This window comes from Vreelandella zhuhanensis, from assembly GCF_009793355.1.
Lineage (GTDB): Bacteria > Pseudomonadota > Gammaproteobacteria > Pseudomonadales > Halomonadaceae > Vreelandella > Vreelandella zhuhanensis.
The window spans coordinates 50,643-77,133 of record NZ_WTKP01000011.1 but is presented as its reverse complement, the minus strand read 5'-3'; the positions used below and the strand labels follow the sequence as shown (position 1 = coordinate 77,133).

The following is a 26,491-nucleotide window of genomic DNA, read 5'->3' as shown; positions in this document are numbered from 1 at the left end:
TGCTTGCCTTGATCATCGATCCAGGCGTAGCTGGATTCGAACGGCTCGCGACCGAAATGGCCGTAAGCCGAGGTCAAACGGTACATCGGATGCAATAGGTCCAACATTTTGGTAATCGCGAAGGGACGCAGATCGAAATACTCGCGCACCAGATCGACGATCTTGGCCTCCTCGATCTTGCCGGTACCAAAGGTGTCGATAGCCACCGAGGTCGGCTCAGCCACGCCAATGGCATAGGCCACCTGAATTTCGCATTTGTCGGCAAGGCCTGCGGCGACGATGTTCTTTGCCACATAGCGTCCGGCGTAAGCCGCGCTGCGATCGACCTTGGACGGATCCTTGCCCGAAAAGGCCCCGCCGCCGTGGCGCGCCATGCCGCCGTAGGTGTCGACGATGATCTTGCGCCCGGTCAAGCCGCAGTCGCCCACCGGGCCGCCTATCACGAACTTGCCGGTGGGGTTGATGTGGTATTGGGTCTTTTCGTCGAGCCACTCTGCCGGTAACACATGCTCGATGATTTCGCGCTTGACCATCTTGCGCAGGTCTTCCTGCTCGATGTCCGGATCATGCTGCGTGGAAAGCACCACCGCATCGACGCCGCACGGCTGGCCTTCGCTGTTGTAGCGGAAGGTGACCTGGCTCTTGGCGTCCGGACGCAACCACGGCAGCATGCCGTGCTTGCGCAGTTCCGCCTGACGCTCAACCAACCGATGGGCATAGTGGATCGGGGCCGGCATGAACGACTCGGTTTCGTTGCTGGCATAGCCGAACATCAAGCCTTGGTCGCCTGCACCCTGATCTTCCGGTTTGGTGCGGTCCACACCCTGGGCGATCTCCACGCTCTGTTTGCCGATCAGATTGATCACCCCGCAGGTGACGCCGTCGAAGCCGACATCCGAGGAGGTAAAACCGATATCGGTGATCACCTCTCGCACCAACGCCTCCAGATCCACCCAGGCCGTGGTGGTGATTTCACCGGCAATAATGGCCACACCGGTCTTTACCAAGGTTTCGCATGCCACGCGTGCCTGTTTATCGCGGGCAATGATGGCATCCAGCACCGCATCGGAAATCTGATCGGCGATCTTGTCCGGATGGCCTTCGGAGACGGACTCGGACGTAAACAGGGAATATTCGCTCATTTATCTCATCTGTTGGTAAAGAGTGAAGGGAAGTGGGTATCAACTGACCCGATGATAGCCACCGATGACACCTTTCTTGCTGAGCACGAGCTGCCAAAGCTGGATGTCGCGGGCGCGGAAGGCTCCGGCACAGCTGAGCAGGTAATAGCGCCACATGCGGTAGAAGCGCTCGCCGTAGACGGCAGCAAACTGTGGCCAGGCGGCCTCGAAATTCTCGTGCCAAGCCATCAGGGTCTTGTCGTAGTCGGCACCGAAGTTGTGCAGGTCTTCGACTACGAAAAGTTCCTCGGCGGCGTCGGTGACATGACCCAGAGCCGGCAGGTCACCGTTGGGAAAGATATATTTGTCAATCCAGGGGTCCGGCGAGGTGCCACGCACGTTCTTGCCAATGGTGTGCAACAGAAAAAGACCGTCATCCTTCAGGCAGCGCTCGGCAACCTCCATGTAGGTTCGGTAGTTCTTGCGGCCTACATGCTCGAACATGCCGATGCTGACGATACGATCGAATTGCTCGGTTTCTTCGCGGTAGTCCTGCAGACGAAACTCCACCGGCAAGCCTTGCTTCATCAAGCTCTTCCCGTAGTCGGCCTGCTCGCGGGAAATGGTCAGGCCCACGCATTCCACACCGTAGTGTTCGGCGGCATAGGCCATGAAACTTCCCCAGCCGCAACCGATGTCGAGCACACGCATGCCGGGTTTCAGCTCCAGCTTGCGACAGATCAGATCGAGCTTGGCCTCCTGGGCTTCGTCCAGGTTATCGGCATCCTTCCAGTAGCCGCAGGTGTAGGTCATCCGCGAGTCGAGCATGGCGGCATAGAAGTCGTTGCCGAGATCGTAGTGAGCCTCACCGACCTCGAAGGCACGCTTGGCGGTCTGCAGGTTAAGCAGGCGGCTACGCAGATGATGAAAGACCAGCTTGCGTGGATTGATCTCGTCGGGGAGTCGGGCACGCATCAGGTGGTAGAAGAATTCATCGAGATGCTCGGCGTCCCAGGCACCATTCATGTAGGCCTCGCCGAGGCCCAGATTGCCACGGGCCAGCGCCTCGTCAATAACACCGTGGGCATTGAAGCGGATGTCCCAGGGGCGGTCGCCGTTGATGTGGATGTCCGCCTTTTCCAGCAGCTCGGCGACGAAGCGCTGGGAAGAGGAGAATTCATCGAAGAAGGCCGAATGGCTGAAGGTAGTACTGTTCAATGGTTGATTCCTTGTCATGCCCTCCATGAAGGAGAGGCGCTGTCATAGGGGGGCCTCATATCAAAGTAAATGGAAAATATCGCATGTCAGGGTGGGGTGAGCGTCATCTTGTTGACTCCTCTGGGTAATGCACCTGGCTTTAGGAAATAAAAAAAAACCGGCGCACACCAAGAACGGTGGGCCGGTTTCGGGGGTAATCTATCGCAGCAGCAGGACCGGAATCGTCGTCTTGCGCAGCATCTCGGTGGTGGTGCTGCCCACCAGCAGGTGGCGAATCCGTGAGTGGCCGTAAGCCCCCATCACTAGCAAGTCTATATCCTGTTCTTCTTGATAGGCACGCAACGTTGCCTCCACCTCGCCGGCGCGAATGGCGCCTTCGGCTTCATGGCCGGCCTCGTGTAGCGTCTTCAACGCCCAGTCGAGCTGCGAGCGGTGTTCACCGGTTTCGGCGCCGACAATCACCACATGTACCGGAATGCCGTCGAACAGCGGACTGCGTGCCAGCATCTCCACCCCCTTGCGGGTGGTCTTGCTGTTGTCGAAGGCGAGCATTACTTTCTCCGGCCGCTTGAAGGCGCCGGTCACCATCAGGATTGGCCGGTGCAGGGTACGTATTGTCCGCTCCAGGTTGGAACCCAGGTGACCGCTGTCCTGGTGGGCCGTCTCGCCGCGTTTACCCATCACCAACAGACGGATCTCGCCCTGTAGCTCCTCCAGAGTCTCTACTAAAGTGCCGTTGCGCTGACGACTGGCTGGATCACTCACACTATTCTCGATGGCGCGCTCCTTGGCCTCCTTGAGCATCAGGCGGCCCTGCTCCTGGGCCACCTTGGCACGCTGCTCATCGAGGGACGCTAGTTCCGCAAGCAGTTGCTCACGCGAGCCCAGACCGATATTACCAGAGAGATTTCGCTCCTGTGGCGGCAGGTGGTTGTCGTTTACGTGCAGGAAGGTCAACGGGGCCTGGAGCACTAGGCTGGCCCAGGCAGCGTAGTCGCATACCTCTTCGGAAAACTGTGAGCCGTCGATGGCGGCCATTACCTGTTCTGTCATAGCGTACTTGCTCCTTAATGGCCGCCCATCAATTTCTCGACAGCCTCGGGGTCGTCATGCACGGCATAACGGTCGACGATGGTAGCACTGGCCTTATTGAGGCCGATCAGCTCCACTTCGGTCCCTTCACGGCGAAACTTGATCACCACTCGGTCCAGTGACTGCACTGCGGTAATATCCCAAAAGTGGGCGCGTGACAGGTCGATGGTAACTTTCTCTACTGTCTCTTTGAAATCGAAGGCACCAGTGAAGTGCTCGGAAGAAGCGAAGAACACTTGGCCCACTACCTTGTAGATGCGAGTGTTGCCCTCGTCGACCTCTTCGCTGCCGATGTAGAGGATGTTGCCGACCTTGTTGGCGAAATTCATGGCGGCAAGCAGCACACCGACGAAGACACCGATCGCCAGGTTATGGGTGAACACCACCACGACCACCGTCGCCACCATCACCATATTGGTGCTCATCGGGTGTTTCTTGAGATCCTTGATCGAACTCCAGCTGAAGGTACCGATGGCCACCATGATCATCACCGCGACGAGTGCCGCCATGGGGATCTGAGAAACCCAATCAGCGAGGAACACCACCATCAGCAGCAGCACTACACCGGCAATAAGCGAAGACATGCGACGGCGACCGCCTGACTTGATATTGATCACCGACTGCCCAATCATCGCACAGCCCGCCATGCCGCCAATCAGGCCGGAACCGATGTTGGCGAGACCTTGGCCCTTGCACTCGCGGCTCTTGTCACTCTTGGTGTCGGTCAGGTCATCAATGATGGTCGCGGTCATCATCGATTCCAGCAAGCCCACCACGGTCAGCATCAGAGCCGTCGGCAGGATGATCATCAGGGTTTCGAGATTGAGCGGTACATCCGGCCACAGGAAGATCGGCAGGCTGTCCGGCAGCTCACCCATGTCGCCGACGCTGCGAATCTCCATGCCGGTGAGCATGTAGACGGCGGTCAGTACAACGATGCAAACCAGCGGCGAGGGAATGACTTTGCCGATCACCGGCACATAAGGTAAGCCATAGATGATCGCCAGGCCGGCGAGCGTCATGGCGTAGACGTGCCAGGTCACCCCGGTCAGCTCCGGCAGCTGCGCCATGAAAATCAGGATCGCCAAGGCATTGACGAAGCCCGTGACCACCGAGCGCGAGACGAAGCGCATCAGTTCGGCCAGTTTCAGGTAGCCGGCGATAATCTGGAGCACCCCGGTGAGCAACGTGGCCGCCAGCAGGTATTCTAGGCCATGATCCTTGACCAGCAGAACCATCAGAAGCGCCATCGCGCCGGTGGCACCCGAAATCATCCCGGAACGGCCGCCGGTGAAAGAGATGATCACACAGATGGCAAAGGAGGCGTAGAGGCCGACCTTGGGGTCGACACCGGCAATGATGGAGAAGGCGATGGCTTCGGGAATCAGCGCCAGAGCGACGACGATGCCCGCCAGAGTGTCGCCCTTGAGGTTGGAGAACCAACTTAGTTTCATTTTTTCGTACATGCTGCGGTCCAGTCAGGGGGTGAAGCAATTCAGCCTCGTGACACGATAGCAATGACGCACACAGCCACCCGGCACCTGGATAGATGCAGAGCAAGACAATGAAAAGTGAGAGTCACGTACGTGTCGGGGCAGAGGAGGCGCCATTGACGTAGCGTGATGATCAGGCATGTCGCCTCGTTGACGGCGAGTCAGCCCGGAGAAGGAGGGAGCGCTAGGGCGGGGTCATCAGCCCTGAGAGAGAAGTTGTCATAGTGCTATAGCCTTTTATCGCGATGATCGACATTTTTCATAGAGCACCAGGGCCAGCCCGGTGTAATTACATGCCATCTCATGGAAACGAGCATTTTACCAAAATTCATATTGCATTGCACCCGGGCGTTGCATTGCTAAAAAGGAAGTAAATAACAATGCTTTTGATTGGAATGATAACCCACTGGGCAATCGTTCACCCATTAGGGATGCCTGACTGGATGGTGGTGAAATAACCAGCATGAAGCCAATCAAATTGAAATTTCCGCCATGGACAACTAGCTTTTCTAGAGCATGCAAACTTGGAAGTACGGGTATTGCAGCAGCGCTGAAGTAACGGAAGCGCTTGGCTAATGCACTTCAAGTGATTGATAAAACGAAAAGGGAGACTAACGATGCAAGCCAAAGAAGCCATGACGACACGCCCTAAATACCTGAATACAGATGCCTCCATCCGTGAGGTGGCAGAATTGATGCGCGATACAGATTCCGGCTTCGAGCCTCTCGTCCGTGGTGATAAAGTGGAGGGAGTACTCACTGATCGAGATATCACCATTCGCGGCATCGCCGAAGGCAAAAGACCCGAAGACAACGCAATCGATATCGCAACGCAAACCGCGCTCTATACTTTTTCAGACACGGATGTACTGGATGTGCTGAAAAACATGCAGGAGCAGCAGGTTCAGCGTCTATTGGTGCTAAAAAGCCCGGATCAGAAGGATTTGGTGGGCATTATTACCGTGGGTGATATCGCCGACCACTGCAAGGATGACGCCGCAGTTTCCAAGGAGCTGATTAACTGCGCTAAACATTACCGTTAAGCACTTTTTGGGCTGTCCAAAGGCTTTTGCAGCGAAGGACAGCCCCATTCATGCAATTTTCAGCTACTGATGAAGCGCGTGCACTTGATCTGCATCAACTGCACTGTGTGCATTTTCACCGGTGATGAATGTCGATGGCTGACCGATATAAGTGAGCGTTAAACGGTGCATGGCGCGGGTACAGGCCACGTAAAGCAGATTGCGCTCCATATCGGTGGTGTAGTTCTTTTCGCTCGCGTCCGGGACAACCACTCGGTCAAACTCCAGCCCTTTGGCCATGTGCGCGGTACAGACGACAATCCCTTGGCCAAAGGCCGTGCTATGTTCGCTTAATAGTTGCAAACGTTTGAACTCACCATCCAAGGCGTCAAACACCTTGCGCGCCTGCTTTTGAGTTTTGCACACAATGCCGAGGGTGTTGTGGTCGGATTGCGAAAAAACACGGGCCATGTCGGTAATGGCGGCTAGCTCGTCTTTGCGGCTACGGTAGCGCTCAACACTTGGCGGCTCGCCATGGCGTTCAATCGCTTCAAAATCGGGATTATAAGCAATTCTCTGGGCGAAATGGGCAATCTCGATGCTGGAACGGTAGCTTTTGTTCAGCGTGACGCATAGCGCTTGGCGCAGCACCTGGCGGATTTCCTCTGCCTTTGAGGCGCTATACGGGTTTACCGACTGGTAGGCATCGCCAAGAATGGTTTTCTTGCAGGAAAATAACCGCCCGATTACTGCGTACTGCACCGGCGTGTAATCCTGCATTTCATCGATCAGCAGGTGCTTGACGTTACGCCAGGATGACTGCACGCCCTCCAGGCGCATCTTGAGATAAATCAACGGGAAGACGTCGGCGTATTCCAGCCGCCCACGCGAGGCGGTTTTAAACATTTCGGGCTGCTCAATCCAGTCATAAAAGCCTTTGTACGTCTCGCGTAGCGTGGTCTGTCGGAGCATGTTTTTGACTGCGGCTTTGAGCTCTTTGCGCTCTTCACGCTCCAGGTCGTAGTTGTATTGATTGCCGATCTTGCGCTCGATCTCCCAGCTGACCTGCTTCAAGCGCTCGTTGGTGGGCAGGTGGCGATGCTTGCGAAACACTTCCTCAAGCAGCCAGGCCGGCACCAGGCGACGAGCGATCCATAGATCCTCGGCGACAAAGCGGTTGGCTTCGACGTGGGCGGCATAGCGGTCGAGTTTCGTTAAAAATGCGGGTGAGACTTTAAAGCGCAGACGCGCTTTCATCACGTCATCATTTTTCTCAAGTAGCGCCGTGGTTTGCTCGAAAAAGGTCTCGAAGCGATATGTGCCTTCCAGTAGCTCGTTGGCCAAGTCTTCCATGCCGATTTCATTCACCGTCTCTTCGCCAAGCTCGGGCAGTACGTTAGAGATGTAGTTGGCGAACACGCGGTTGGGAGAGATAATCAGAATATCTTTTGAGGTTAGCGTGTCTTTAAAGCGATAGAGCAAATAGGCAATGCGGTGCAACGCAATTGAGGTCTTGCCCGAGCCTGCTACGCCTTGGATGATTAACGCATTCGCTTCATCGTTACGAATAATCGCATTTTGATCCCGCTGGATGGTTGCGACGATGTTCTTCATGCCCTCATCTGAGGCACGGCTGAGCTCGTCCTGCAGGACGTCATCGACCACGTGAACAGCGCTATCGATCATCAACTCAATGGCACCGCCCTTGATGCGAAACTGGCGCTTGAGAGAAATTTCGCCAGCGACGTTACCTTCGGGACTTTCGTACAAGGCGGGGCCGGTTTCGTAGTCGTAAAACAGCGAGGCAATCGGCGCACGCCAGTCATATACGCGGTTTTTCCCTGCCATATCGTCGCGAAAGTGGTGTACGCCGATATAAATCGGTTCTTGCCGGCCGTGGCGGGTAAAATCAAAGCGACCAAAATAGGGCGAGTCTTTAAGTTTTTCCAAACGGTTGCGCCTTGTCAGTGCGTTATCACCCGCTATCACCGCCTGTTGAATAGATTCGCGAGCAGAGATTTTTTCGATGTGATCCATCTCGTCGCGGCTGTTCCACAGATACTCTTTTTGCGTCTGAATATCATCCGCGTAGGCAGTGAGGCGTTCATTAAGCTCGGTAATATTGACGCTGATGCGCTGCAAAACATTTTCAAGATGATACTGTTCCGCATCGCGTTGGGGTTGATCGTTCGTCGTTGTCATTGCACCTGTCAGAAAATCAAATCAATCAATTGAAAAGAAAAAGTGGGGCTATCCGTTTTAAACAGCACCGATTTCTCGTGTGCTTTGAAAGGTGATATCCGGCCATTTTTCCATTGTGAGTTCTAGTACGGCCCGGTTAGGAGACATAAAGGCCAGGGCACCTGCGGCATCGCGCGCCAAGCGGTTGGCGTTGGCTTGGGTAAATTTTTTCATGTGGGCGTCATCTCCCTTTACCCAAAGGGCTTTCTGTACCGGGACCCTATCAAAGGCGGCATCGATTTTATATTCCGTCAGTAGACGGTGGGCGACGGTTTCAAACTGTAGCTGGCCGACGGCACCGAGTACGATGCCGGTTTTTTCTAGTGGGTCAAACACCTGGATCGTACCCTCTTCGCCTAGTTCTTTAAGCGCTTTATTCAGCTGCTTGGCGCGCAGGGGGTCATTAAGCCGTGCGACTTTGAAGATTTCCGGTGAGAAGTGAGGAATTCCTTCAAGCTCAATCATATCGCCCTGGGTAATCACATCGCCAATGCGCAGTTTGCCGTGATTGGGAATGCCAATGATATCTCCAGCGTAAGCGCTGGAAAGATGCGCTCGTTCCTGAGCCATGAAGGTGATAGCGTGATCCAGACGAATGGGCTTGGCGCTGCGTACGTGCTTAACCTTGAGCCCTTGGCGGTACTCTCCCGAACAGATGCGCAGAAAGGCAATGCGGTCACGGTGCTGCGGGTTCATGTTGGCCTGAATTTTGAACACGATGCCGGTGAAATCGGGTGCGTCTGGGTATACGGTACGCTGCTTGGCTTCGCGTGGGCGCGGTGCCGGTGCCCACTCGACGAGGGCTTGGAGTATATCGCGCACGCCGAAATTATTGATCGCCGAGCCGAAAAACACGGGTGAGATATTGCCGTTCAAAAACGCCTCATGATCAAACGGCTCCGCTGCCGCTTCGACGACTTCCAGCTCTTCTTTAAAACTGGCATGGGCAATGGGGTAATGGTCGCGAAGAAAGGGATGGTCTGCGCCATCCAGTACCTCAATGGATTCATCACCGAGGTTGTTTACCCCTGGCATGAAAATGCGCCCCGACATCCAAGTAGAGCACCAACATCGGCTTTCCGCCGAAAGGCGCCCCATGGGTAAACGGCCGACATTCATAGTTTTTGGCAATATAAATTCAGATATCTAAAAGCTAGTAGCTATCAATGTAGTTCGGCTCAGCACAGGGCCCGATGAAAAAGCGGGGGCGGGGGTGGCGCCAAAGCTCCGCCGGATCACCCAGGTCCAGATGGACGAGGAGATGGGCGTGCCGCATCGCACACTGCATGACTAGTTACAGTTCCGGCGCATGCCGAAGGCCCCTAGCTCGACGCTACTGCGACGGTGAGCGGTGGCGAATTCAAGAGCATTGCAGAGCCCATGCCTGCCACACTTGGTTGGTAACTTCGGGCAGACCTCTCCCCACTACGCCCCGATCGACAGCCCGCGACAGCGTCCACTCTCGGTGGCAAAGCACGTGGCAGGCCAAACAGCGTCTAGCAAAAAAGTCTAGAAAGAAGAAAGTATATAACCAAATATTCTTGTGTATTTTTTAACCGCTGCCTGAACCAGATGCTCATAAGCATGTGGCGCGGACCCGAACCTCCCTTGGGAATCGGTTATTTCGGCTACCAATAGCCAGAATAACCGCATCGACTGCGCTTATGCTCTTGGAGCCCTCATTTCTAGATAGTATTTCCAACTCAATGTCAACAACCCTATTTATTAGCTTCCAGTTTTCAAGTAGTGCCGATTCCATGCTGCACTAAAAGCGTCACTCTCTGCCCTGCCACCGGAAAAGGTCTGATGGCACACCCCAACCCTTATAGGAGAGTGACAATGAGCTATCCCTTACACCCGATACTACCTGCCCCCGGCCACTTCAATGCCCAGCGACTCGCCCCCACTTTACTGTGGCGATCCAGCCATGAGCTCAGTCAGAACTGTCAGGTGTCGATGGATCTCAGCGTCCTGACCCTGCTAGCAGGAGTCAGCATAGTGGCTCAAGGCCGCTACGACCTGAAGATGCCCTACGGCGCGATCAAACCCACCACGATCAACATACTGGGTGTAGCCGGCTCCGGTGAAGGCAAATCGCCGCTTTACGACAAAGTGCTCAATGTCATTCTGGAATCGCAGCGTCAACATCGCCGGGAATGGCGCAAGCGGCTGGATGACTACCATGGAGAGTTGGAGGAGTGGCGCACTGATGAAAAGGTGCTGACCCAGGCGATCTACCGCAAGCAGACCAAGGGCGGTACGGCGGAGCGTGACCGTCAAGCGCTACGTGAATTGCATCAGCGTCAGCCAGAGCCACCCCGCAAGTTCCGGCTGCTTTATGAGGACACCACACCGGAAGCGCTCTTCTCGGGCTTGGTAACGGCGATTCCGAGTGCCGCTCTGGCCACCGATGAGGCGGAGGTCTTTTTCAAAGGAGCCATGAACCGGGCACGCAGCCACCTCAACTCACTTTGGAGTGGCGGTAGCACGGTAATCACACGAGCCACCAAAGAAGATATTGTGCTGGATGATGCTCGCCTAATGCTGCTGCTGATGGTGCAACCAGGCATCCTGCAGAAGTACATGGAGACACAGGGTCAGCAGGCAAGGGACTCTGGCATGCTCGCTCGTTTCCTCGTCTGCGCACCGCCATCGATTCGCGGTCAACGTTTCTACTCGGTGCATTCCTCCACGGAATGGGATGCCTGGAAGCAGGCAGAGGCACGCCTGGCCTCCTTGACGAGGGAGAACCTGATCTTGGTACACGCGCCTGACACGCCGCGTGAGGTGCTGGAATTCACACCAGAAGGGGCAGCCTGTTGGGTACAGGTGGCCAATGAAATAGAGCGGCAGATGGGCCCAGGCGGGTATTTCGAGGCATGTCCCGATCATGGTTCGAAGCTTGCGGAAAACGTGGCTCGCGTAGCGGCGTTGATACATTTGTTCGAGGGTCATGAGGGAAGCATCATTCCGGAGACGGTGCTGATGGCAATGGATATCAGTCTCTACCACTCCGGCCATTTCCAGCAGGTATTCATGCCACCTCCCCAAGAGGAGCAAGATGCCTATCGATTAAACGAATGGTTCAATGAACTCAGGCAGTTCAACTGGCGTATCATGCGGTACAACGATGTGCGTCAACGAGCCCCACGCACGCTGCGCGATAAAAGGCGCCTCAAGGACGCCCTGGAAGTGCTGATTGTTCAACAGCAAGCGGTAGTTTTTACTCACTACCGAACGCGTTACATCGACTTAATGCCTTGGCTGGGCCCGCCGGACCTGAGCATGCTCTGATATTCGCTTTCCCTTGCCGCCCCGTAGGGCGGCAAGGGCTACCCGTCTGAGGAGGTTGATTTACGCTCCTGCAGCACCACTTGCCACGTCCCCCACCTTGGGAAACTGATTCAGGTACGTTTGCAAGTCGTGTGTAAATGACCGGGAGCACTCCCTTCACGAGTGATCAGCCCCCAGTTTAGTGCTGCGATAAGAGCCCTCAATCCACTACTAGATGCAGCCTTTTGATGCGTTCACCCAGTATGACATGTACCTCGATCAAATCCTGCAAGTTGTTGATTCCAGAGACTCAAGCAGCTCTGCTCGGTACGCGATAGGAAAGCATCACGCGTCTTATCCAAACAAAGAAGGCATAGTTCAGTCTGATCTGCCAAAGGACCTTCAGCCATTCCGCCAGCCTGCCCAGCACACTAAGCATGTCCTGCCCAGCACATTTTTTCCAGTAGGAACAGGGCAGCGGTTAAGTTACGTACCCCTTCCCCCTACACCTCCTCTTCTTCACTAAAAATTTCTTTCACATAAACTCTTCGCGACTTAATCGGCTCATCAAGCGGCTCTTTCGCATTTTCATTGTAAGCTTTTCTGAGGCGAGGCTCTTTCCAAATCATCATCTGAACTTTCTCCGAGAGCTCATCTTGATCACTTGAAATAGGAAGGGATAAGGACTCGGCGATAGATGCCACTTCTATTGAAACTTGCTGCGCAGCAAGGATATGGCTGCGCCAACCTCCTTTAGGCCGTAACCGACCAAGATGAGTCTCTATCAAGCTACGAAGCAATGCCTCTCTCTCTTCTTTTTTATCGATTTTTACCTGAGCCGCTTTTTGGGATCTTACCTCGTAGCTTTTGTCACGCACCTGGGTCAACAACCTCCATGCCGTGGCGTGCTGCTGTGCACACGCAAATGCGGCAAGCATTTCCTCACCGATCTTCATCAACATGCCAGGCTGTGAACTTTCGGAATATTGCTCTTTTATCTTTTGCATGTGGAATTCGAAGAGGACACGGACAAACATTGCTTGCCGTAGTGCGATTTCAAAGTGATCGTCGATTTTCTCATCGAGCTTAACTTTTTTATTGGTTGACCGAATGATTACCGACCAATCCTCTCGAGGGTTGACCTCTCCGCTCGCAAGTTCCTTCACGACGCTTTCAACTTTGTCGTTGAAGTCGATTGCATCGAACTTACTTTTCGGAAGTTCGTGCAAAAGTGAGTCGAAAATGTGACCGGCTTTATCAAAGATCATCTGCCAAGGGTCTGTAGTCGTCACGTTACTCATACCTCCCAGTTCAATCCAATGACATTTATATAACACCCGCTTCTGACTGTGGCTACCTTAACCTCCTATTTATGATGAAACACGTCCAGGAAGCCATGTCAATGGCAGTCCCTAAAATCCCGAGGAGTTTAAGGAACGCCGATTCGCAGGCGACGGCAGGTTGCCAAGATTGGGCCATCAAGGCAGCGAATGAAGGAAACTGCAATGGCCGGAGCACTACTACACCCCGAGCAGGTCGCTGAAAGGCTAGGCATGAGCCTCAGCTGGGTCTACAGCAACAAACACCGTATCGGGTTCATTCAATTTGGCAAAGCCATACGTTTTGAGCATGAGGCTATTGAGGAGTACGCTAGAGGATGCAGGCGCGATCCTCAGCGGAAGGAGGATCGAAAATGGGATACAACGTTTCAAAAAGAAAGGACCGTGACACGTGGATTGTCCGCGCAAGGGTCAACGGCCAACGTACTCAGCGAACTTTTCGCACAGAAGGAGAAGCGAGGCAGTACGCATTAAAGGCAGAAGCTCAACGCCAAGAAGATGAATTCAATGGTGTCATGGGCCGTAAGCCCAAATACACCTTCTCAGAGGGGCTGCAGCGGATGGTCAGCGAATACGACGCTCGCTCCCAGAAACAGCACATTCTATTGGTCGCCAGATGGATGGATGAACATGCCCCTGGCATCATCATTGGCCAAGAACTACTGGATGCCACACGAAGGATGCAGAAAGCTCTCAAAGAGAAGGGATTGGCGCAGTCAACCATCAACAACCGGATTCAGGTCGTCAAGCGAGTGCTTTCGCTATCGTATCGAGAATGGGACTGGATCGACTTACCACTCGACGGAAAGCTACGTAAGCCTTCACCCAAAAATGAACGCCACGTCTATCTCTCCGAGTTGGAGCTTGCCGAACTGCTTGATGCCGTACCCGAGCGGTATCAGGTCGAACGCAAGGTGATTTTGCTGGCCATGCTGACAGGGATGCGACGGGGTGAGCTGATGGCACTGGAACCGAGAAACGTCTACAACGGTCGAATCATGCTCAAACCCAACCAGACGAAAAACGGCAAGCCCAGGGTCATTCCGCTTTCAGAAGAAGCACTCCCATTGATGGAAAGCTTACCGTTTGACACAACGGGAGACAGAGTCAGGGGAGCGTTTGAAAGAGCCCGAGAAGCCATTGGGCGTCCGGACATCCGTTTTCACGATATGCGGCACTGCTACGCTTCATTGCTTGCCAGCAAGGGGGAGTCACTAACGAGTATCAGGGATTTGCTGGGGCATTCATCGCTGACGGTGACCAGTCGCTATGCCCACGCCGACCCGACAAGATGGGACAGTGTGGTTGCTAACCTGCCGCGCATTGGCAACCAAATGACAACCAAGCACTGATGAAAAGAAGCTCTGATCTCTGTAACCAATTGATTTAATTGGTGGGCCCAGTAGGACTTGAACCTACGACCAAGGGATTATGAGTCCCCTGCTCTGACCAACTGAGCTATAGGCCCGCAAAGCGTGCATATCATAGCGAATGTGGCGGGTCGAGGCTAGCCCCCTTGCGCCACCTTGATGTCACTGCGGCACTTTATGTGGATAGAAGGGTCTTTTGAGTAATTCCTCATGCGGAGACGCACTGTGAAAGCCTTGATTGCTCTTATCCCGCTGCTACTGGCGATTCCGGTGCACGCTGACTGGCAGCTTGACCCTGCCCAATCGCAGGTACAGGCATCCATTACCCAGTTGAACGGCGAGGCACCGCAAACCCATCACCATCAAATGCGCGATCTACAAGGCGATATATCCAGCGACGGCACCCTGCGCCTGCCGTTAAAGCTGAGCCAAACCGATATGCTGGAGCGCTTTGGCGAACTGCCGCCCTGGGTAGGTCTGTTGGCCAATACCACCTTGGTCACGCTGGTCGCGCAAATGCCGCCTGAGCGACTGGACGCCTTGGATATTGGAGAATCGCTGGTTGAGACGCTTGAGTTTCAAGTTCAGTCCGATTTGGTTAACCAACAAGAGTCGGTGCCGCTGCGCTTTACCCGCGAAGGCTTGAACGAGATACGCGTGACTCACGCCGAGCCTATGGCAATGGATGGCCGGGCGCTGATGGCGAACAGCACGGTGCGCACCGTGCTGTTGCTGCTGGGCTACCAGCAAATCGATGAGCATGTGCCCGTCACGTTGAACGCCTTGCTGATCAACCGCTAAGGCTTTTATACTTAACCGCTAAAAGCCTCCACATCCTCCGCTTGCGCCCTTCCCGTCTGTACGCGCCACTGCGCAGCGTAGTGGCCGTTCTCGGCCAGCAGTTCAGCATGGGTGCCCCTCTCGGCCACACAGCCCTGGTCGATCACCACGATTTCGTCGGCCTCCACGATGGTGGAAAGCCGGTGGGCGATCATGATCACCGTCCGGTCATGGGCAATGCGCTTTAGAGAGCGCTGAATGGCCGCCTCTGTTTCATTGTCGACCGCGCTAGTGGCTTCATCTAGCACCAGAATCGGCGGGTCCTTGAGCAAGGCGCGCGCCAGGGAAAGCCGCTGGCGCTGGCCGCCGGAAAGCCGCACGCCGCGTTCGCCCACTGCGGTATCCAGCCCTTGGGGCAAGGTCTCGATAAAGCTCCACGCCTCGGCGGTCTTGGCGGCGTTAATAATAGCGGCGTCGTCGGCATCGGGTTTGCCGTAAGCGATGTTGTCGCGTATCGAGCCTTCGAACAGATACACATCCTGGCTGACCAGACCGATCGATTGGCGCAAGGAATTCAGGCTGACGCTGTCGATGGGCTGTCCATCGATCCGGACCTGGCCATGGCTGGGGTCATAAAAGCGCAGCAACAGCTTCATCAGGGTGGATTTGCCCGAGCCGGTGGCACCCACCAATGCCAGGGTGTGGCCGGCGGGCACTGTCAGGCTGACGTCTTCCACCCCGGCGCCACTACTTTCATAGCGAAAGCTGACCGATTCGAAACTCACTTCACCGCGCACCGGCATGGCCAACGGCCTGTCCGTGTTGTCCTTGATCGTGATTGGCACTTCCAGCAGATCCAGTATCCGCTTGGTACTGGCCATGGCGCGTTCGAACAGGTCGATCACCTGAGCCAGACCCGTCAGCGGCCACAGCAAGCGTTGGGTCAGAAACACCAGTACTCCATAGGCGCCCACGTTGAGGTCACCGCGCAAGGCCATCATCCCGCCCACGGTGAACGTCGCCAGAAAACCCGCCAGTATCGCCATGCGAATCACCGGGATAAATGCCGAACTCACCTGTATCGCCCGTCGATTGGCCTCTACATAGGCTTCGCTGGATTCGCGCAGACGCTCGGCTTCCCGCGCTTCACTGGTAAAGCTCTTGATGGTGGCGATACCGCTCAAGTTATTCGACAGCCGCCCGGCCAGGTCACCGACCTTTTCACGCACGTCGCTGTACAGCGGCCCCGCCTTGCGCTGAAAGTAGAACGCTCCCCAGATGATCAAGGGAATCGGGGTAAAGGCCAGCAAGGCGATCAACGGGGAAAGCACGAAGAACACCGCCCCCACCGCCACCACGGTCACCCCGACCTGAATCAGCGAATTGGCGCCACCGTCAAGAAAGCGTTCCAGCTGATTAACGTCATCGTTCATCGTCGCGACCAGCTGTCCGGAACTGCGCGATTCGAAAAACGCCATGTCCAGGCGCTGGGCATGTTCGTAGGCATCCTGGCGCATGTTCGCTTGAAGGCGCTGAGCGAGGTTGCGCCATAGAATCTGATAGAGGTATTCGAACAGCGACTCCCCCGCCCAGATAACAAACGTCAGCACCGCCAGCATGGTGATCTGCTGTTGAGGCGTCTCAAACCCGAGGCTTGCCACAAAGCTCTGCTCTTGGTTGACCACCACGTCGATGGCGACACCAATCAGGATTTCCGGGGCGATATCGAATAGCTTGTTGATGATCGAACAGAGCGTCGCAGCGGTAATACGGCGACGGTAGCCCTTGGCATAGCGCAAAAGCCGCACTAACGCCTGAAAACTGTGCGCAGATGAAGACACGACGGATTCCTTGGTTATCGTTGGAGACGCTGAGTGTAACGAAAGTCGTCGACCACCGCAGTGTCGATATCCACGAGAATTTCGATGGGCTCAATAACGTGCGGCCGGTCTCCTTGAGACAGACATCTATTGCATCCGGCATTGCTCACTGCTCACAATAACGGTCTTTTTTTCAAGGATGCAGCATGCTTGCCGAACTGTTTGCCGTGATGGCGCCAGTGCTCGCCGGTGCCGGGCTGGGGTTTTCCTGGATTCGCCTGGGTCACTCCTACCCGGTGGAATTCGTAACGCGGCTGGTATTCAACATCGGCACCCCGGCGCTGGTACTGGCGTCACTTTCCGGTGCGGAAATCGATGCCGAGAGCTTCGGGCGAACCATGCTGGCAACCGCCTTGGTGATCATCGCCATGGCCGCTGCCACCTTTCTGGTGGCTCGCCTGTTACGCCGCGACTGGCGAGTGCTGCTGGCGCCCATGATGTACCCCAACACGGGCAACATGGGATTGCCGGTGGTGCTTTACGCCTTCGGTAGTGCCGGCTTTGCCTATGGCATTACCATCATGGTGACCGTCGCTCTGTTCCAGTTCACCCTGGGCACGGTGTTCACCAGCCGCGGCAATCCCTTCAAGGCACTGGCCAAGACGCCTATCGTTTATGCGATTGCCATTGCCATGGGGCTGCTTCTGACCGACACCACCTTGCCTCTATGGCTGGCCAATAGCGTAGACTTGATGTCGGGATTCACCGTTCCCTTGATGCTGATTACCTTGGGGGTGTCATTGGCCAGCATTCAGGTCAGAAGCTTGCGTTCCGGGGTCGGTTTCAGCCTGCTACGCATTCCCCTGGCGGCGACCATCGCCTGGTTGATCGGTGGCTGGATGGGCCTGTCGCCCTTGGCCCAAGGCGTATTGGTGCTGCAAATGAGCATGCCGGTGGCCGTGTTCAACTATCTATTCGCCCAGCGCGCCGGACGTGAGCCGGCCTACGTCGCGAGCCTGGTGTTCTGTTCCACCTTATTGGCCCTGATCTATCTGCCTATTCTATTGGCGCTTTTGATGTAGGTAACTCAACCTCCGGTTTTGAATGGCTCTGCTAGACTCAAGTGAATTTCAATATCTTCAGAACAAGAGACCTTCAAAGCCGGGAGCCTGCCATGCCCCCCTCATTACGCTTCGCTTATCCGAGAGCTGTCACCGTGCCGGCAGCAGTTGGCGCACTGTTATCCAGCGGTTGGCTATCAGCTGCCGAAGTGATCGAACCCCAACTATCCACCGAGCTTCTGGAACTTCGCCTGGAACGCATCGCCGATGATCTAGAGCACCCTTGGTCGCTGGCCTTTCTTCCCGACGGGCGTTTTCTGATCAGCGAGCGCCCGGGTCGCTTGCTCCTGGTGACTGAAGAAGGTGAAAAGACTGCTATCCAGGGCCTGCCCAGGGTTAACAGCCAGAGCCAGGGCGGCCTGCTGGATATCGCCTTGCATCCACGATTCGGCGAAGGTGAACAAGAAGACAAGCAAAACGACTGGCTCTACTTTACCTGGAGTAAAGCCGTCAACGGCGGCACCCTTACTGCGCTTTCCCGGGCACGCCTGGGCGATGATCAGCTGGACGATAAACGATTGAGTGAGCCTGAGTTGCTGTTCGAGCAGCAACGTGCGGCCGGCACACGCCACCATTATGGTTCACGCTTGGCCTGGCTGCCCGATGACACCCTGTTGATGAGTATCGGGGATCGCGGCAACGACCAGCGCGCCCAAGATGCTTCCGATTCCGCGGGTAGCGTTCTGCGGCTGACAGCCGACGGCGGTATCCCCGACGACAATCCGTTTACTCGAGACCCGCAGACCCTGGATGCAATCTATACGCTGGGGCACCGCAATATCCAAGGCATGGTGGTCACCTATGAGGGTCAGGCTTGGGTAAGTGAACATGGTCCCCTGGGAGGAGACGAGATCAACCTGCTAAAAGCCGGAGAAAACTATGGCTGGCCGGAGGTTAGCTTGGGGCTGGATTATTCCACACGTGAACCTATCGGTGCCAACTCCCTTCCCGCTATGCGCAACCCGGCATATGTGTTCGAGGGTCGCTTTGCCCCCTCGGGCCTGACAGAGGCGACAAATGAGGCCTTCGCCCCTTGGCAAGGCAACTTGTTGGCGGGCGGTTTGCGTAGTGAGCAACTCAAAAGACTGGTGGTCGAAGACGCCGAAATCATCGAGAGCGAAGTGATTCTTGATGGTGAGATTGGACGTATTCGGGATGTACGCCAAGGTCCCGATGGCGCCATTTATCTACTCACCGACCACTCCTCAGGGGGGCTCTATCGCTTGCGCCCTACTGAGTAGAATCGATATTCACCAAGCACCCCGGTTTAGCCAGGCACTCGAGCAACCGATGCTTTGCCACCCAGGACGAAACAATATCGTGAGGAAGATGCCTGTGAATCACAAGGAATGGGTTGCCACTCCCGATGCCACTTATTTTCATGGTCTTGTGGGGGCAAGCAATGCAATGCAAATGCTGTTTCATGATACCGCCCGACTGGCCAAGAGCGATGCCCCTGTCTTGATCCTGGGGGAAAGTGGGACCGGCAAGGAATTGCTCGCCCGTGCCATTCATGCGGAAAGTCTCCGTCACAACCGCGACTTTATTGCCGTCAATTGCGCCAGCATCCCTGCTGAGCTGATGGAAAGCGAATTCTTTGGTCACCTCAAAGGTGCTTTCACCGGCGCCCATGTGACTCGTAAAGGGCTTTTTCAGATGGCCCAGGGCGGCAGCCTTTTCCTGGATGAAATTGGCGAAATGCCCTCCAATCTCCAGGCGAAGTTGTTGCGTGCCCTTCAAGAAAAAACCATACGACCGGTGGGTAGTGAACGCGAAGAGCCGGTTGATGTGCGTATCATTGCAGCGACACACCGCGATCTGGAAAAGGAAATTCTCGAAAACAATTTTCGCAGTGATCTTTTCTATCGCTTGGAAACGTTTTCCTTGCGCATCCCTCCCTTGCGTGAGCGTGCCAACGATATCGAGCATCTCTTGTTCGCGCTGATCGACAAGCACACTGAACTCCAAGATAAGACCTTGGCACAGGTGGAACCGGAAGCACTCAATGCATTGCTGGATTACTCCTATCCCGGCAACGTCCGTGAACTGGAAAACGCCATCATGCGTGCCATCACTCTGAGTGAGGACGGCATTCTACGCCACCGACACTTACCGGAACGCTTGCGCACTCATTCAGTTAACATTTCACCAGGCCTCGATCCGGTCGATGGGAACGTGCTGCCGGATACGCAGCCTTCTTCTCCTTACGCAGGCTGGCCAAGCCTCCAGGAAATCGAAAAGCGCTATATTTACAAGGTGCTTGAAGCCACCGGCGGTAACAAGCGCCGTACGGCTGAAATGCTGGGAATCGCTCGACGCACCCTCTATCGGCGTCTGGAAGAAGACTAACGGTAGCCACCTTAAAAAGCCCCCGCTAGCGCGGGGGAATGAATGATGTGCTGCATAACTCAGCCGCAGGGAACAGACAGCTGAAATCAACACACCATCACTGGGCCGTTCATTCTCACTTCTCCAATCCTGCCTGGCTTATTTTTGAGCCATGGTTGCGAGTCTCAATTTTCCGGGGACGTCTGCATTTCCTCATCGTCCTCGGGGTTATCCATCTCGTCGTTCATCGGTTCCTGAGAGCTTTCAGCCTCTTCTTGCGGAGAAACCATATCGTCTTCCTGGGGAGGTGCTACCTCTTCTTGCACGGGTGCAGGCGCCGTCTGGGGTGGAGCCATATCTTCAACCGGAGGAAGGTCCTCATCATCATTGCCGCAGCCCGCCACCAACAGCACGGAAGCGAATACTGCCATCATCAGAAATGGTAAACGAATTGTCTTCTTATGGCCCTTGGGGGTTGCTGTTTGGCGTTCAGCATCCATTAGCAATTTCTCCTTATCCATACAGGTTTCTTCCTTTAAAGCTGCTTTTCTCTGATCTCTAAACTCCAATCATGATTCATGCCAAAAACTGAATTATCTATAAAAAAATAATAAAAACAAATAGTTAAACATAGCTAAACCTAAGAGCAGTATGCTTTTCCGCGTGTAAAATGACTAGAAATGACACATGCGCCCCAAGCGCCTGACTGAAACGTGTCATTTTGGCCGTAAGGAAGACATCTCTCTTACCCGCCATGTATAATAATTTTTTGTTATTAAATAAGCTTAATTTGGTAGTTTAATTATATATAAATAAACCGAAAGGCACTACTGATGGATGAGACACGTAATGTCAAGATTCAGGTGAGCGGCTTGAGCAAGGTATTCGGCAAACAACCGAAGAAAGCCTTGGAGCTTCGCCACCGAGGAGCCAAGCGCTCTGAAATTCTGGAAAAGACCGGACAGACACTGGGCCTTTACGATATCAACTTCGATGTCTACGAAGGTGAGCTCCTTGTCATCATGGGATTATCCGGTTCTGGAAAATCCACCTTGATCCGGTGTCTCAATCGCTTGATAGACGCCTCCGAAGGGGAAATCATCATCGATGGCGAAAACATTCCCACCCTGGGCGAAAAAGCCTTGCTCGAATGTCGCCGTCGGCACTTTTCCATGGTGTTTCAGAATTTCGCGCTTTTCCCGCACCGTACGGTGCAGCAAAACGCCGAATTCGGGCTCGAGATTCGCGGGGTGGGTAAAACCGAGCGCTATGACATCGCCCGCAGCTCGCTCAAGCAAGTTGGCCTGGATGGCTGGGAAGACGCTTATCCCAACCAGCTTTCCGGCGGTATGCAGCAGCGTGTCGGCCTGGCGCGCGCCCTAGCCAACGATGCCAGCGTGCTGCTGATGGATGAAGCCTTCTCCGCGCTTGACCCGCTGATCCGCAAGGAAATGCAGGAAGAACTGATCCAGCTGCAGAATAAAATGCGCAAGACCACGGTCTTCATCACTCACGATCTGGATGAAGCCCTGAACATCGGCGATCGCATCGTTCTTCTCAAGGACGGCGAAGTCGTGCAGATCGGCACTCCCGAAGAAATTCTGACTCGGCCCGCCGATGACTACGTACGCCGCTTCATTGAAGGGGTCGATCGTTCACGCATTCTCACCGCGGAAAGTGCCATGCGCCCCGTGCGTGCAACCGCACGCAGCGGCGATGGCCCACGTACTGCGCTGCGCAAGATGCGTGAACATGGTCTGGACTCCATTTACGTCACTGACCGTGACCGTAAGTTGCTTGGGCTACTGGAAGCTGATATCGCCAGCAAGGCTGCTGAAAACAAAGCTGACAGTATCAACGACTACCTGATCCAGGATTTTCGCAGCGTCCGTGCGGAAGAACCCATGCATAATCTTTTCGCCATGTTCTCCGACAGGAGTTTCCCTATCGCCGTGGTCGATGAGGAAAATCATTTGCTGGGAGTGGTCGTCAAGGGCGCCGTTCTGGATGAATTGGCACGCGCAGGAGAACAATAATGGAAATTCCACGTATTCCGTTGGGTAGCTGGATCGAAGGCGGCCTCACTTGGCTGACCACTGAATATTCCTCGGTAACCCGGGCGATTTCACGCGTCACTCAGACCGGTATCGAAGTCCTCAATGAAGCCTTGATGTGGTTACCCGAATGGGCGCTGATGGCGCTTATCGCCGTGCTCTGCTGGCGAGTGGCCAGTGTTCGCCTGGGTATCGGTGCCGTATTGGGGCTGGCGGTAATCTGGAACCTGGGGCTGTGGGATCCGATGATCGAGACGCTCACCTTGGTGGTCATCGCCACCCTGGTGGCTATCGTCATGGCATTACCGGTAGGCATTGCCGCTGCCCTTTCCAGTCGCCTGTATCGCGTCATCATGCCGGTGCTGGATTTCATGCAGACCATGCCGGCCTTCGTCTACCTGATTCCCGCCATTCCCTTTTTCGGGATCGGCTCGGTATCGGCTATTTTCGCCACCGTGATCTTCTCCATGCCACCGGCGATCCGTTTCACCACACTTGGGATTCGCCAGGTGCCGGTGGAACTCATCGAAGCCGCCGACGCTTATGGCGCCACGCGTAGCCAGAAACTTTTCAAGGTTCAGCTACCGCTTTCCCTACCCACCATGATGGCGGGCATCAATCAGACCATCATGCTGGCCCTTTCCATGGTCGTTATCGCTGCCATGATCGGTGCTGATGGTTTGGGTAGCGAAGTATGGCGGGCCATTCAGCGCCTGCGCCCCGGCGATGGGTTCGAAGCGGGGATTGCCGTGGTGATTCTTGCCATGCTGCTGGACCGTTTGACCCAATCGCTGCGTCGCACACGCAAATAAGCCGTTTCAGAAGAACGTCCCGGCATAACGTTGAGGGGAAACTTGCACAAACCCCCTTACTTTCCTCATGCTATACAAGTACAGCATCAAATAATTTTCATGGAAAAAGGAACAAGAATGCAAAAACATATCCTGAGCCGTCGCATCCGTTTAGCCTCACTGGCCATGCTCGCAGGTAGCGGACTCGCTGCCGGCGGCCTGGCTCAAGCCGATGACCACAACTCGATCAACCTCGCCTATGTTGAATGGGCCTCTGAAGTCGCCTCCACCAATGTGGTGCGTGTGGTACTTGAACAAGCCGGCTACGAAGTGGATATGACCTCCTTATCCGCCGCTGCCATGTGGCAGGCTCTCTCCACTGGCGATGCCGACGCCATCGTGGCTGCCTGGCTACCCACCACTCACGCCGATTACATGGAGCGGGTCGGTGATCAAGTCGAAGACCTGGGTGCAAACCTGGACGGCACCAAGCTCGGCCTGGTGGTTCCGGCCTATTCCGAGGCCGACAGCATCCCTGATCTGAACGACCATGCCGAGGCCTTCAACAACGAGATCATCGGTATCGACCCCGGTGCCGGCCTGATGAGCCTGACCGAAGAAGTCGTGGATACCTATGATCTTGATCTGCGCCTGCGCAGCGGCAGCGGCGCTACCATGACAGCGGCATTGTCTTCAGCCATTGCCAACGAAGAAGACATTGTGGTCACCGGCTGGACGCCCCACTGGAAGTTCGCGCGTTTTGACCTGAAATATCTCGAAGATCCGGAAAATGTCTACGGTGGCCCCGAGCAAATTCACACCGTCGTGCGCCAAGGCCTGCAAGACGACATGCCCGAAGCCTATGCCATTCTGGATGCCTTTGAATGGACGCCGGAACAGATGGGCGAAGTCATGCTGATGAACCAGCAAGACGATAGCGAACCCTACGAAAGTGCCAAGCAATGGGTCGAAGATAACCAGGACGTGGTGAACGAGTGGCTGGAGGGCTAAGCCCAGCCTCGCGTTATTCAGCAGGGGGCCTTATGCCCCCTGTTGTGTTTCCGCATGTTCACATTGGTCGACAAGCGTTGAAGGCTTTCCAAGCGCGGATTGTATTTTTACCATAGTATTTGTCGAATCGTGCTTATCGAACCCCTTCAGTGTTGTTTCGAGACAAGGAGACCCTTCATGTTCAATACCATCATGGTACCGGTGGACCTGGCACACATTGAAACGCTGGAACCGGCATTAGCGGTAACCGCCGACATGGCCAAGCATCACAATGCCAGGATTTGTTATGTGGGCATTACCGCCATCACGCCCGGTTCAGTTGCCAGAACGCCCGAAGAATACGAGCAAAAACTCGACGCCTTCGCCCAGAAACGTAAAGAGGTTCATGGGCAGCCCGTCAGCGTCAAGGTGTATGCATCGCCCGATCCTGTGGCAGATCTTGATGACCTTTTGATAAAGGCGATCAAGGAAGTCCAGGCTGACCTGGTGGTGATGGCAACCCATCCGCCCCGCCATCTGGATACCCTCATTCCCTCTCACGGGGGCAAAGTAGCGACGCATACCCAAGCATCGGTGTTCCTGGTACGCCCCACCGACGCCCAGGATTGAGATCAGCGCTTGCTGACGCGCTACATCTGACCCTCACCCACCAAAGGAGGCCGCTTCGTGGCTAATACTCCTGATGACAAGACCCCTTCGGAGGCAACGCCCTCCGAAGGTATACCGGCCCCCGAAGGGGCGGCAAACCTGATCGATACCGATTACGTTATCGGTCAGGACAATATCACTGCCAACAAATTCGGCCTGGATGTCGACCTGCATGGCAAGGTCTTCACCTTCTCCTCGATCGTGATCCTGCTGTTCGTGATCCTGACGCTGGCGTTACAGGATCAGATGGAGCCGATCTTCAACAGCATGTTCAGCTTTCTGACCACCAACCTAGGCTGGTTTTTCCTGCTCGGTGCCAACGTTTTCGCGCTCCTGGCGCTGGTGCTGATCTTCACGCCCCTGGGCAAGGTGCGTATCGGGGGTGCTGATGCCACGCCGGACTTCGGCTACCTAGGCTGGTTCTCGATGCTGTTCGCCGCCGGCATGGGCATCGGGCTGATGTTCTACGGTGTGGCGGAACCCCTAGGCCACTATGGCACCGCCATGGGCGGTATCAGCGTGGGCGAAAATGGCGTGCGCACTGACTGGGCCCCGCTGGGTGCTGCCGCAGGGGATCAGGCCGCCGCCATCGACCTGAGCATGGCTGCCACCATCTTCCACTGGGGCATTCACCCTTGGGGTGCCTACGCCATTGTGGGCCTGTCGCTGGCGATCTTCTCCTTCAACAAGGGCCTACCGCTGACCATGCGCTCCATCTTCTACCCGGTACTGGGGGAGCGCATCTGGGGCTGGCCGGGACACGTGATCGACATCCTGGCGGTATTTGCCACCCTGTTTGGCCTGACTACCTCGCTGGGCCTCGGCGCCACGCAGGCAGCCGGGGGCCTTGAGTATCTGTTCGGCATCCCCGCCAACGACACCACCCTGGTGCTGCTGATCCTGGGGATTACCCTCGTGGCCCTGGGCTCGATCATGCTCGGCGTCGACAAGGGCGTGCAGCGCCTCTCCCAGTTGAACATGATGCTCGCTGCCCTGCTGCTGGGCTTCGTTATCATCATGGGCCCGACACTGATGATCGCTACTGACGTGGCCGATAATCTGGTCGGCTACGTGACCCACCTGCCGGCGCTCTCCATGCCGTTCGGACGTGAAGATGCTAACTTCAGCCAGGGCTGGACGGCCTTCTACTGGGCCTGGTGGATTGCCTGGTCGCCCTTCGTCGGCATGTTCATTGCTCGCATAAGCCGTGGCCGTACCGTGCGTGAGTTTCTGATCTCAGTGCTGCTGATCCCGACCCTGGCCTCGGTGGTGTGGATGACCGCTTTCGGTACTACTGCCATCGACCAGGTGGTCAATTCCGGGATCACCGAGGTGCAGGATGCCGCTCTGGAGCTGCAGCTCTTCACCATGCTGGAGAACCTGCCGCTGAGCGCCATTACCTCATTTATCGGCATCGTGCTGGTAATCGTGTTCTTCGTCACCTCGTCGGACTCCGGCTCGCTGGTGATCGACTCGATCACCGCCGGCGGCAAGGTAGACGCCCCCAAGCCCCAGCGTATTTTCTGGGCGCTGATTGAGGGTGCCCTTGCCATCGCCCTGCTGCTCGGTGGCGGTCTCGCCGCCCTGCAGACAGCCGCCCTCACCACCGGGTTGCCTTTCACCTTGGTGCTGCTGGTTGGCTGCTATGCCATCGTCAAGGGGCTGATGAGCGAGCCACGTAGCGGAAAACCAGAACCGCGCAAGACTAAAACGGTGTGAATGAATAAATAGATAAGCACGAAGCCGAAAAACGAAACGGGCAGCCATG

General features: G+C 55.5%; 20 protein-coding genes, 1 tRNA gene and 2 pseudogenes. 13 read left to right on the top strand and 10 right to left on the bottom strand.

The features are described from left to right. From metK to GPM19_RS13975, 4 genes are all read right to left on the bottom strand, one after another. A partial coding sequence (gene metK / locus GPM19_RS13990) for a methionine adenosyltransferase (RefSeq protein ID WP_160419634.1) occupies window positions 1-1,142 on the bottom strand: 1,142 nt, incomplete at its 3' end. Window positions 1,143-1,181: 39 nt separating this feature from the next. Next, window positions 1,182-2,357, bottom strand: a complete 1,176-nt coding sequence (cfa, locus tag GPM19_RS13985) for a cyclopropane fatty acyl phospholipid synthase (RefSeq protein ID WP_160419633.1) — start codon at window positions 2,355-2,357, stop codon at window positions 1,182-1,184. Window positions 2,358-2,537: 180 nt separating this feature from the next. Further along, window positions 2,538-3,392: a universal stress protein gene (locus tag GPM19_RS13980; protein ID WP_160419632.1), complete on the bottom strand. Its 855-nt coding sequence runs from the start codon at window positions 3,390-3,392 to the stop codon at window positions 2,538-2,540. Between the two features lie 14 nt (window positions 3,393-3,406). Beyond that, window positions 3,407-4,897, bottom strand: coding sequence for a SulP family inorganic anion transporter (locus GPM19_RS13975; RefSeq protein ID WP_160419631.1), 1,491 nt, complete (start codon window positions 4,895-4,897; stop codon window positions 3,407-3,409). A 644-nt stretch (window positions 4,898-5,541) separates the two neighbouring features. Between GPM19_RS13975 and GPM19_RS13970 the strand changes: the two genes are divergently transcribed. Beyond that, on the top strand, window positions 5,542-5,967 hold the full coding sequence (locus GPM19_RS13970) for a CBS domain-containing protein (protein WP_160419630.1): 426 nt from the start codon (window positions 5,542-5,544) through the stop codon (window positions 5,965-5,967). A 63-nt stretch (window positions 5,968-6,030) separates the two neighbouring features. On the opposite strand, the gene GPM19_RS13965 is transcribed toward GPM19_RS13970, so the two are convergent. After that, window positions 6,031-8,148 (bottom strand): HelD family protein, encoded by a 2,118-nt coding sequence (locus tag GPM19_RS13965; RefSeq protein ID WP_160419629.1) that lies wholly within the window; start codon window positions 8,146-8,148, stop codon window positions 6,031-6,033. A 57-nt stretch (window positions 8,149-8,205) separates the two neighbouring features. Further along, window positions 8,206-9,222 carry an EF-Tu/IF-2/RF-3 family GTPase gene (locus GPM19_RS13960; protein WP_160419628.1) on the bottom strand — a complete coding sequence of 339 codons (1,017 nt, stop codon included), beginning with the start codon at window positions 9,220-9,222 and terminating at the stop codon, window positions 8,206-8,208. A gap of 804 nt (window positions 9,223-10,026) precedes the next feature. Here GPM19_RS13960 and GPM19_RS13955 point away from each other — a divergent pair. Next, on the top strand, window positions 10,027-11,481 hold the full coding sequence (locus GPM19_RS13955) for a YfjI family protein (RefSeq protein ID WP_160419627.1): 1,455 nt from the start codon (window positions 10,027-10,029) through the stop codon (window positions 11,479-11,481). A gap of 482 nt (window positions 11,482-11,963) precedes the next feature. On the opposite strand, the gene GPM19_RS13950 is transcribed toward GPM19_RS13955, so the two are convergent. Further along, window positions 11,964-12,752, bottom strand: a complete 789-nt coding sequence (locus GPM19_RS13950; RefSeq protein WP_160419626.1) for a hypothetical protein — start codon at window positions 12,750-12,752, stop codon at window positions 11,964-11,966. A gap of 198 nt (window positions 12,753-12,950) precedes the next feature. On the opposite strand from GPM19_RS13950, the pseudogene GPM19_RS15715 reads away from it, so the two are divergent. Next, window positions 12,951-13,109 (top strand): annotated as a pseudogene (locus tag GPM19_RS15715) (helix-turn-helix domain-containing protein); the annotation flags it as partial. Between the two features lie 44 nt (window positions 13,110-13,153). Then, window positions 13,154-14,152, top strand: coding sequence for a tyrosine-type recombinase/integrase (locus GPM19_RS13945; RefSeq protein WP_160419625.1), 999 nt, complete (start codon window positions 13,154-13,156; stop codon window positions 14,150-14,152). Between the two features lie 39 nt (window positions 14,153-14,191). Here the strand turns inward: GPM19_RS13945 and GPM19_RS13940 are convergent. Continuing rightward, window positions 14,192-14,268 (bottom strand) — tRNA-Ile (locus tag GPM19_RS13940). A gap of 112 nt (window positions 14,269-14,380) precedes the next feature. Between GPM19_RS13940 and GPM19_RS13935 the strand changes: the two genes are divergently transcribed. Continuing rightward, on the top strand, window positions 14,381-14,971 hold the full coding sequence (locus GPM19_RS13935; protein WP_160419624.1) for a hypothetical protein: 591 nt from the start codon (window positions 14,381-14,383) through the stop codon (window positions 14,969-14,971). 11 nt (window positions 14,972-14,982) lie between these two features. On the opposite strand, the gene GPM19_RS13930 is transcribed toward GPM19_RS13935, so the two are convergent. Then, window positions 14,983-16,791 carry an ABC transporter ATP-binding protein gene (locus GPM19_RS13930; RefSeq protein WP_319928132.1) on the bottom strand — a complete coding sequence of 603 codons (1,809 nt, stop codon included), beginning with the start codon at window positions 16,789-16,791 and terminating at the stop codon, window positions 14,983-14,985. A gap of 185 nt (window positions 16,792-16,976) precedes the next feature. Here GPM19_RS13930 and GPM19_RS13925 point away from each other — a divergent pair, with 185 nt between their 5' ends. The 3 genes and pseudogenes from GPM19_RS13925 to GPM19_RS13915 all read left to right on the top strand — a co-directional run. After that, window positions 16,977-17,852 carry an AEC family transporter gene (locus tag GPM19_RS13925; RefSeq protein WP_160419623.1) on the top strand — a complete coding sequence of 292 codons (876 nt, stop codon included), beginning with the start codon at window positions 16,977-16,979 and terminating at the stop codon, window positions 17,850-17,852. A gap of 92 nt (window positions 17,853-17,944) precedes the next feature. Further along, window positions 17,945-19,132, top strand: a complete 1,188-nt coding sequence (locus GPM19_RS13920; protein ID WP_160419622.1) for a PQQ-dependent sugar dehydrogenase — start codon at window positions 17,945-17,947, stop codon at window positions 19,130-19,132. 124 nt (window positions 19,133-19,256) lie between these two features. Beyond that, window positions 19,257-20,240: pseudogene (locus GPM19_RS13915) on the top strand (sigma-54 interaction domain-containing protein); the annotation flags it as partial. Window positions 20,241-20,404: 164 nt separating this feature from the next. Here the strand turns inward: GPM19_RS13915 and GPM19_RS13910 are convergent. Further along, window positions 20,405-20,719, bottom strand: coding sequence for a hypothetical protein (locus tag GPM19_RS13910; RefSeq protein WP_160419620.1), 315 nt, complete (start codon window positions 20,717-20,719; stop codon window positions 20,405-20,407). Window positions 20,720-21,052: 333 nt separating this feature from the next. On the opposite strand from GPM19_RS13910, the gene GPM19_RS13905 reads away from it, so the two are divergent. The 5 genes from GPM19_RS13905 to GPM19_RS13885 all read left to right on the top strand — a co-directional run bounded on the left by GPM19_RS13905 (window position 21,053) and on the right by GPM19_RS13885 (window position 26,442). Then, window positions 21,053-22,255, top strand: a complete 1,203-nt coding sequence (locus tag GPM19_RS13905; RefSeq protein WP_160419619.1) for a quaternary amine ABC transporter ATP-binding protein — start codon at window positions 21,053-21,055, stop codon at window positions 22,253-22,255. Next, window positions 22,255-23,085, top strand: coding sequence for an ABC transporter permease (locus GPM19_RS13900; RefSeq protein WP_160419618.1), 831 nt, complete (start codon window positions 22,255-22,257; stop codon window positions 23,083-23,085). Before GPM19_RS13905 ends, GPM19_RS13900 begins: the two co-directional genes overlap by 1 nt. Window positions 23,086-23,202: 117 nt before the next feature. Next, window positions 23,203-24,075, top strand: coding sequence for a glycine betaine ABC transporter substrate-binding protein (locus GPM19_RS13895; protein WP_160419617.1), 873 nt, complete (start codon window positions 23,203-23,205; stop codon window positions 24,073-24,075). A 177-nt stretch (window positions 24,076-24,252) separates the two neighbouring features. After that, window positions 24,253-24,684 (top strand): universal stress protein, encoded by a 432-nt coding sequence (locus GPM19_RS13890; protein WP_160419616.1) that lies wholly within the window; start codon window positions 24,253-24,255, stop codon window positions 24,682-24,684. Between the two features lie 57 nt (window positions 24,685-24,741). Then, window positions 24,742-26,442 (top strand): BCCT family transporter, encoded by a 1,701-nt coding sequence (locus tag GPM19_RS13885; RefSeq protein WP_160419615.1) that lies wholly within the window; start codon window positions 24,742-24,744, stop codon window positions 26,440-26,442. The last annotated feature ends 49 nt before the right edge of the window (window positions 26,443-26,491 follow it).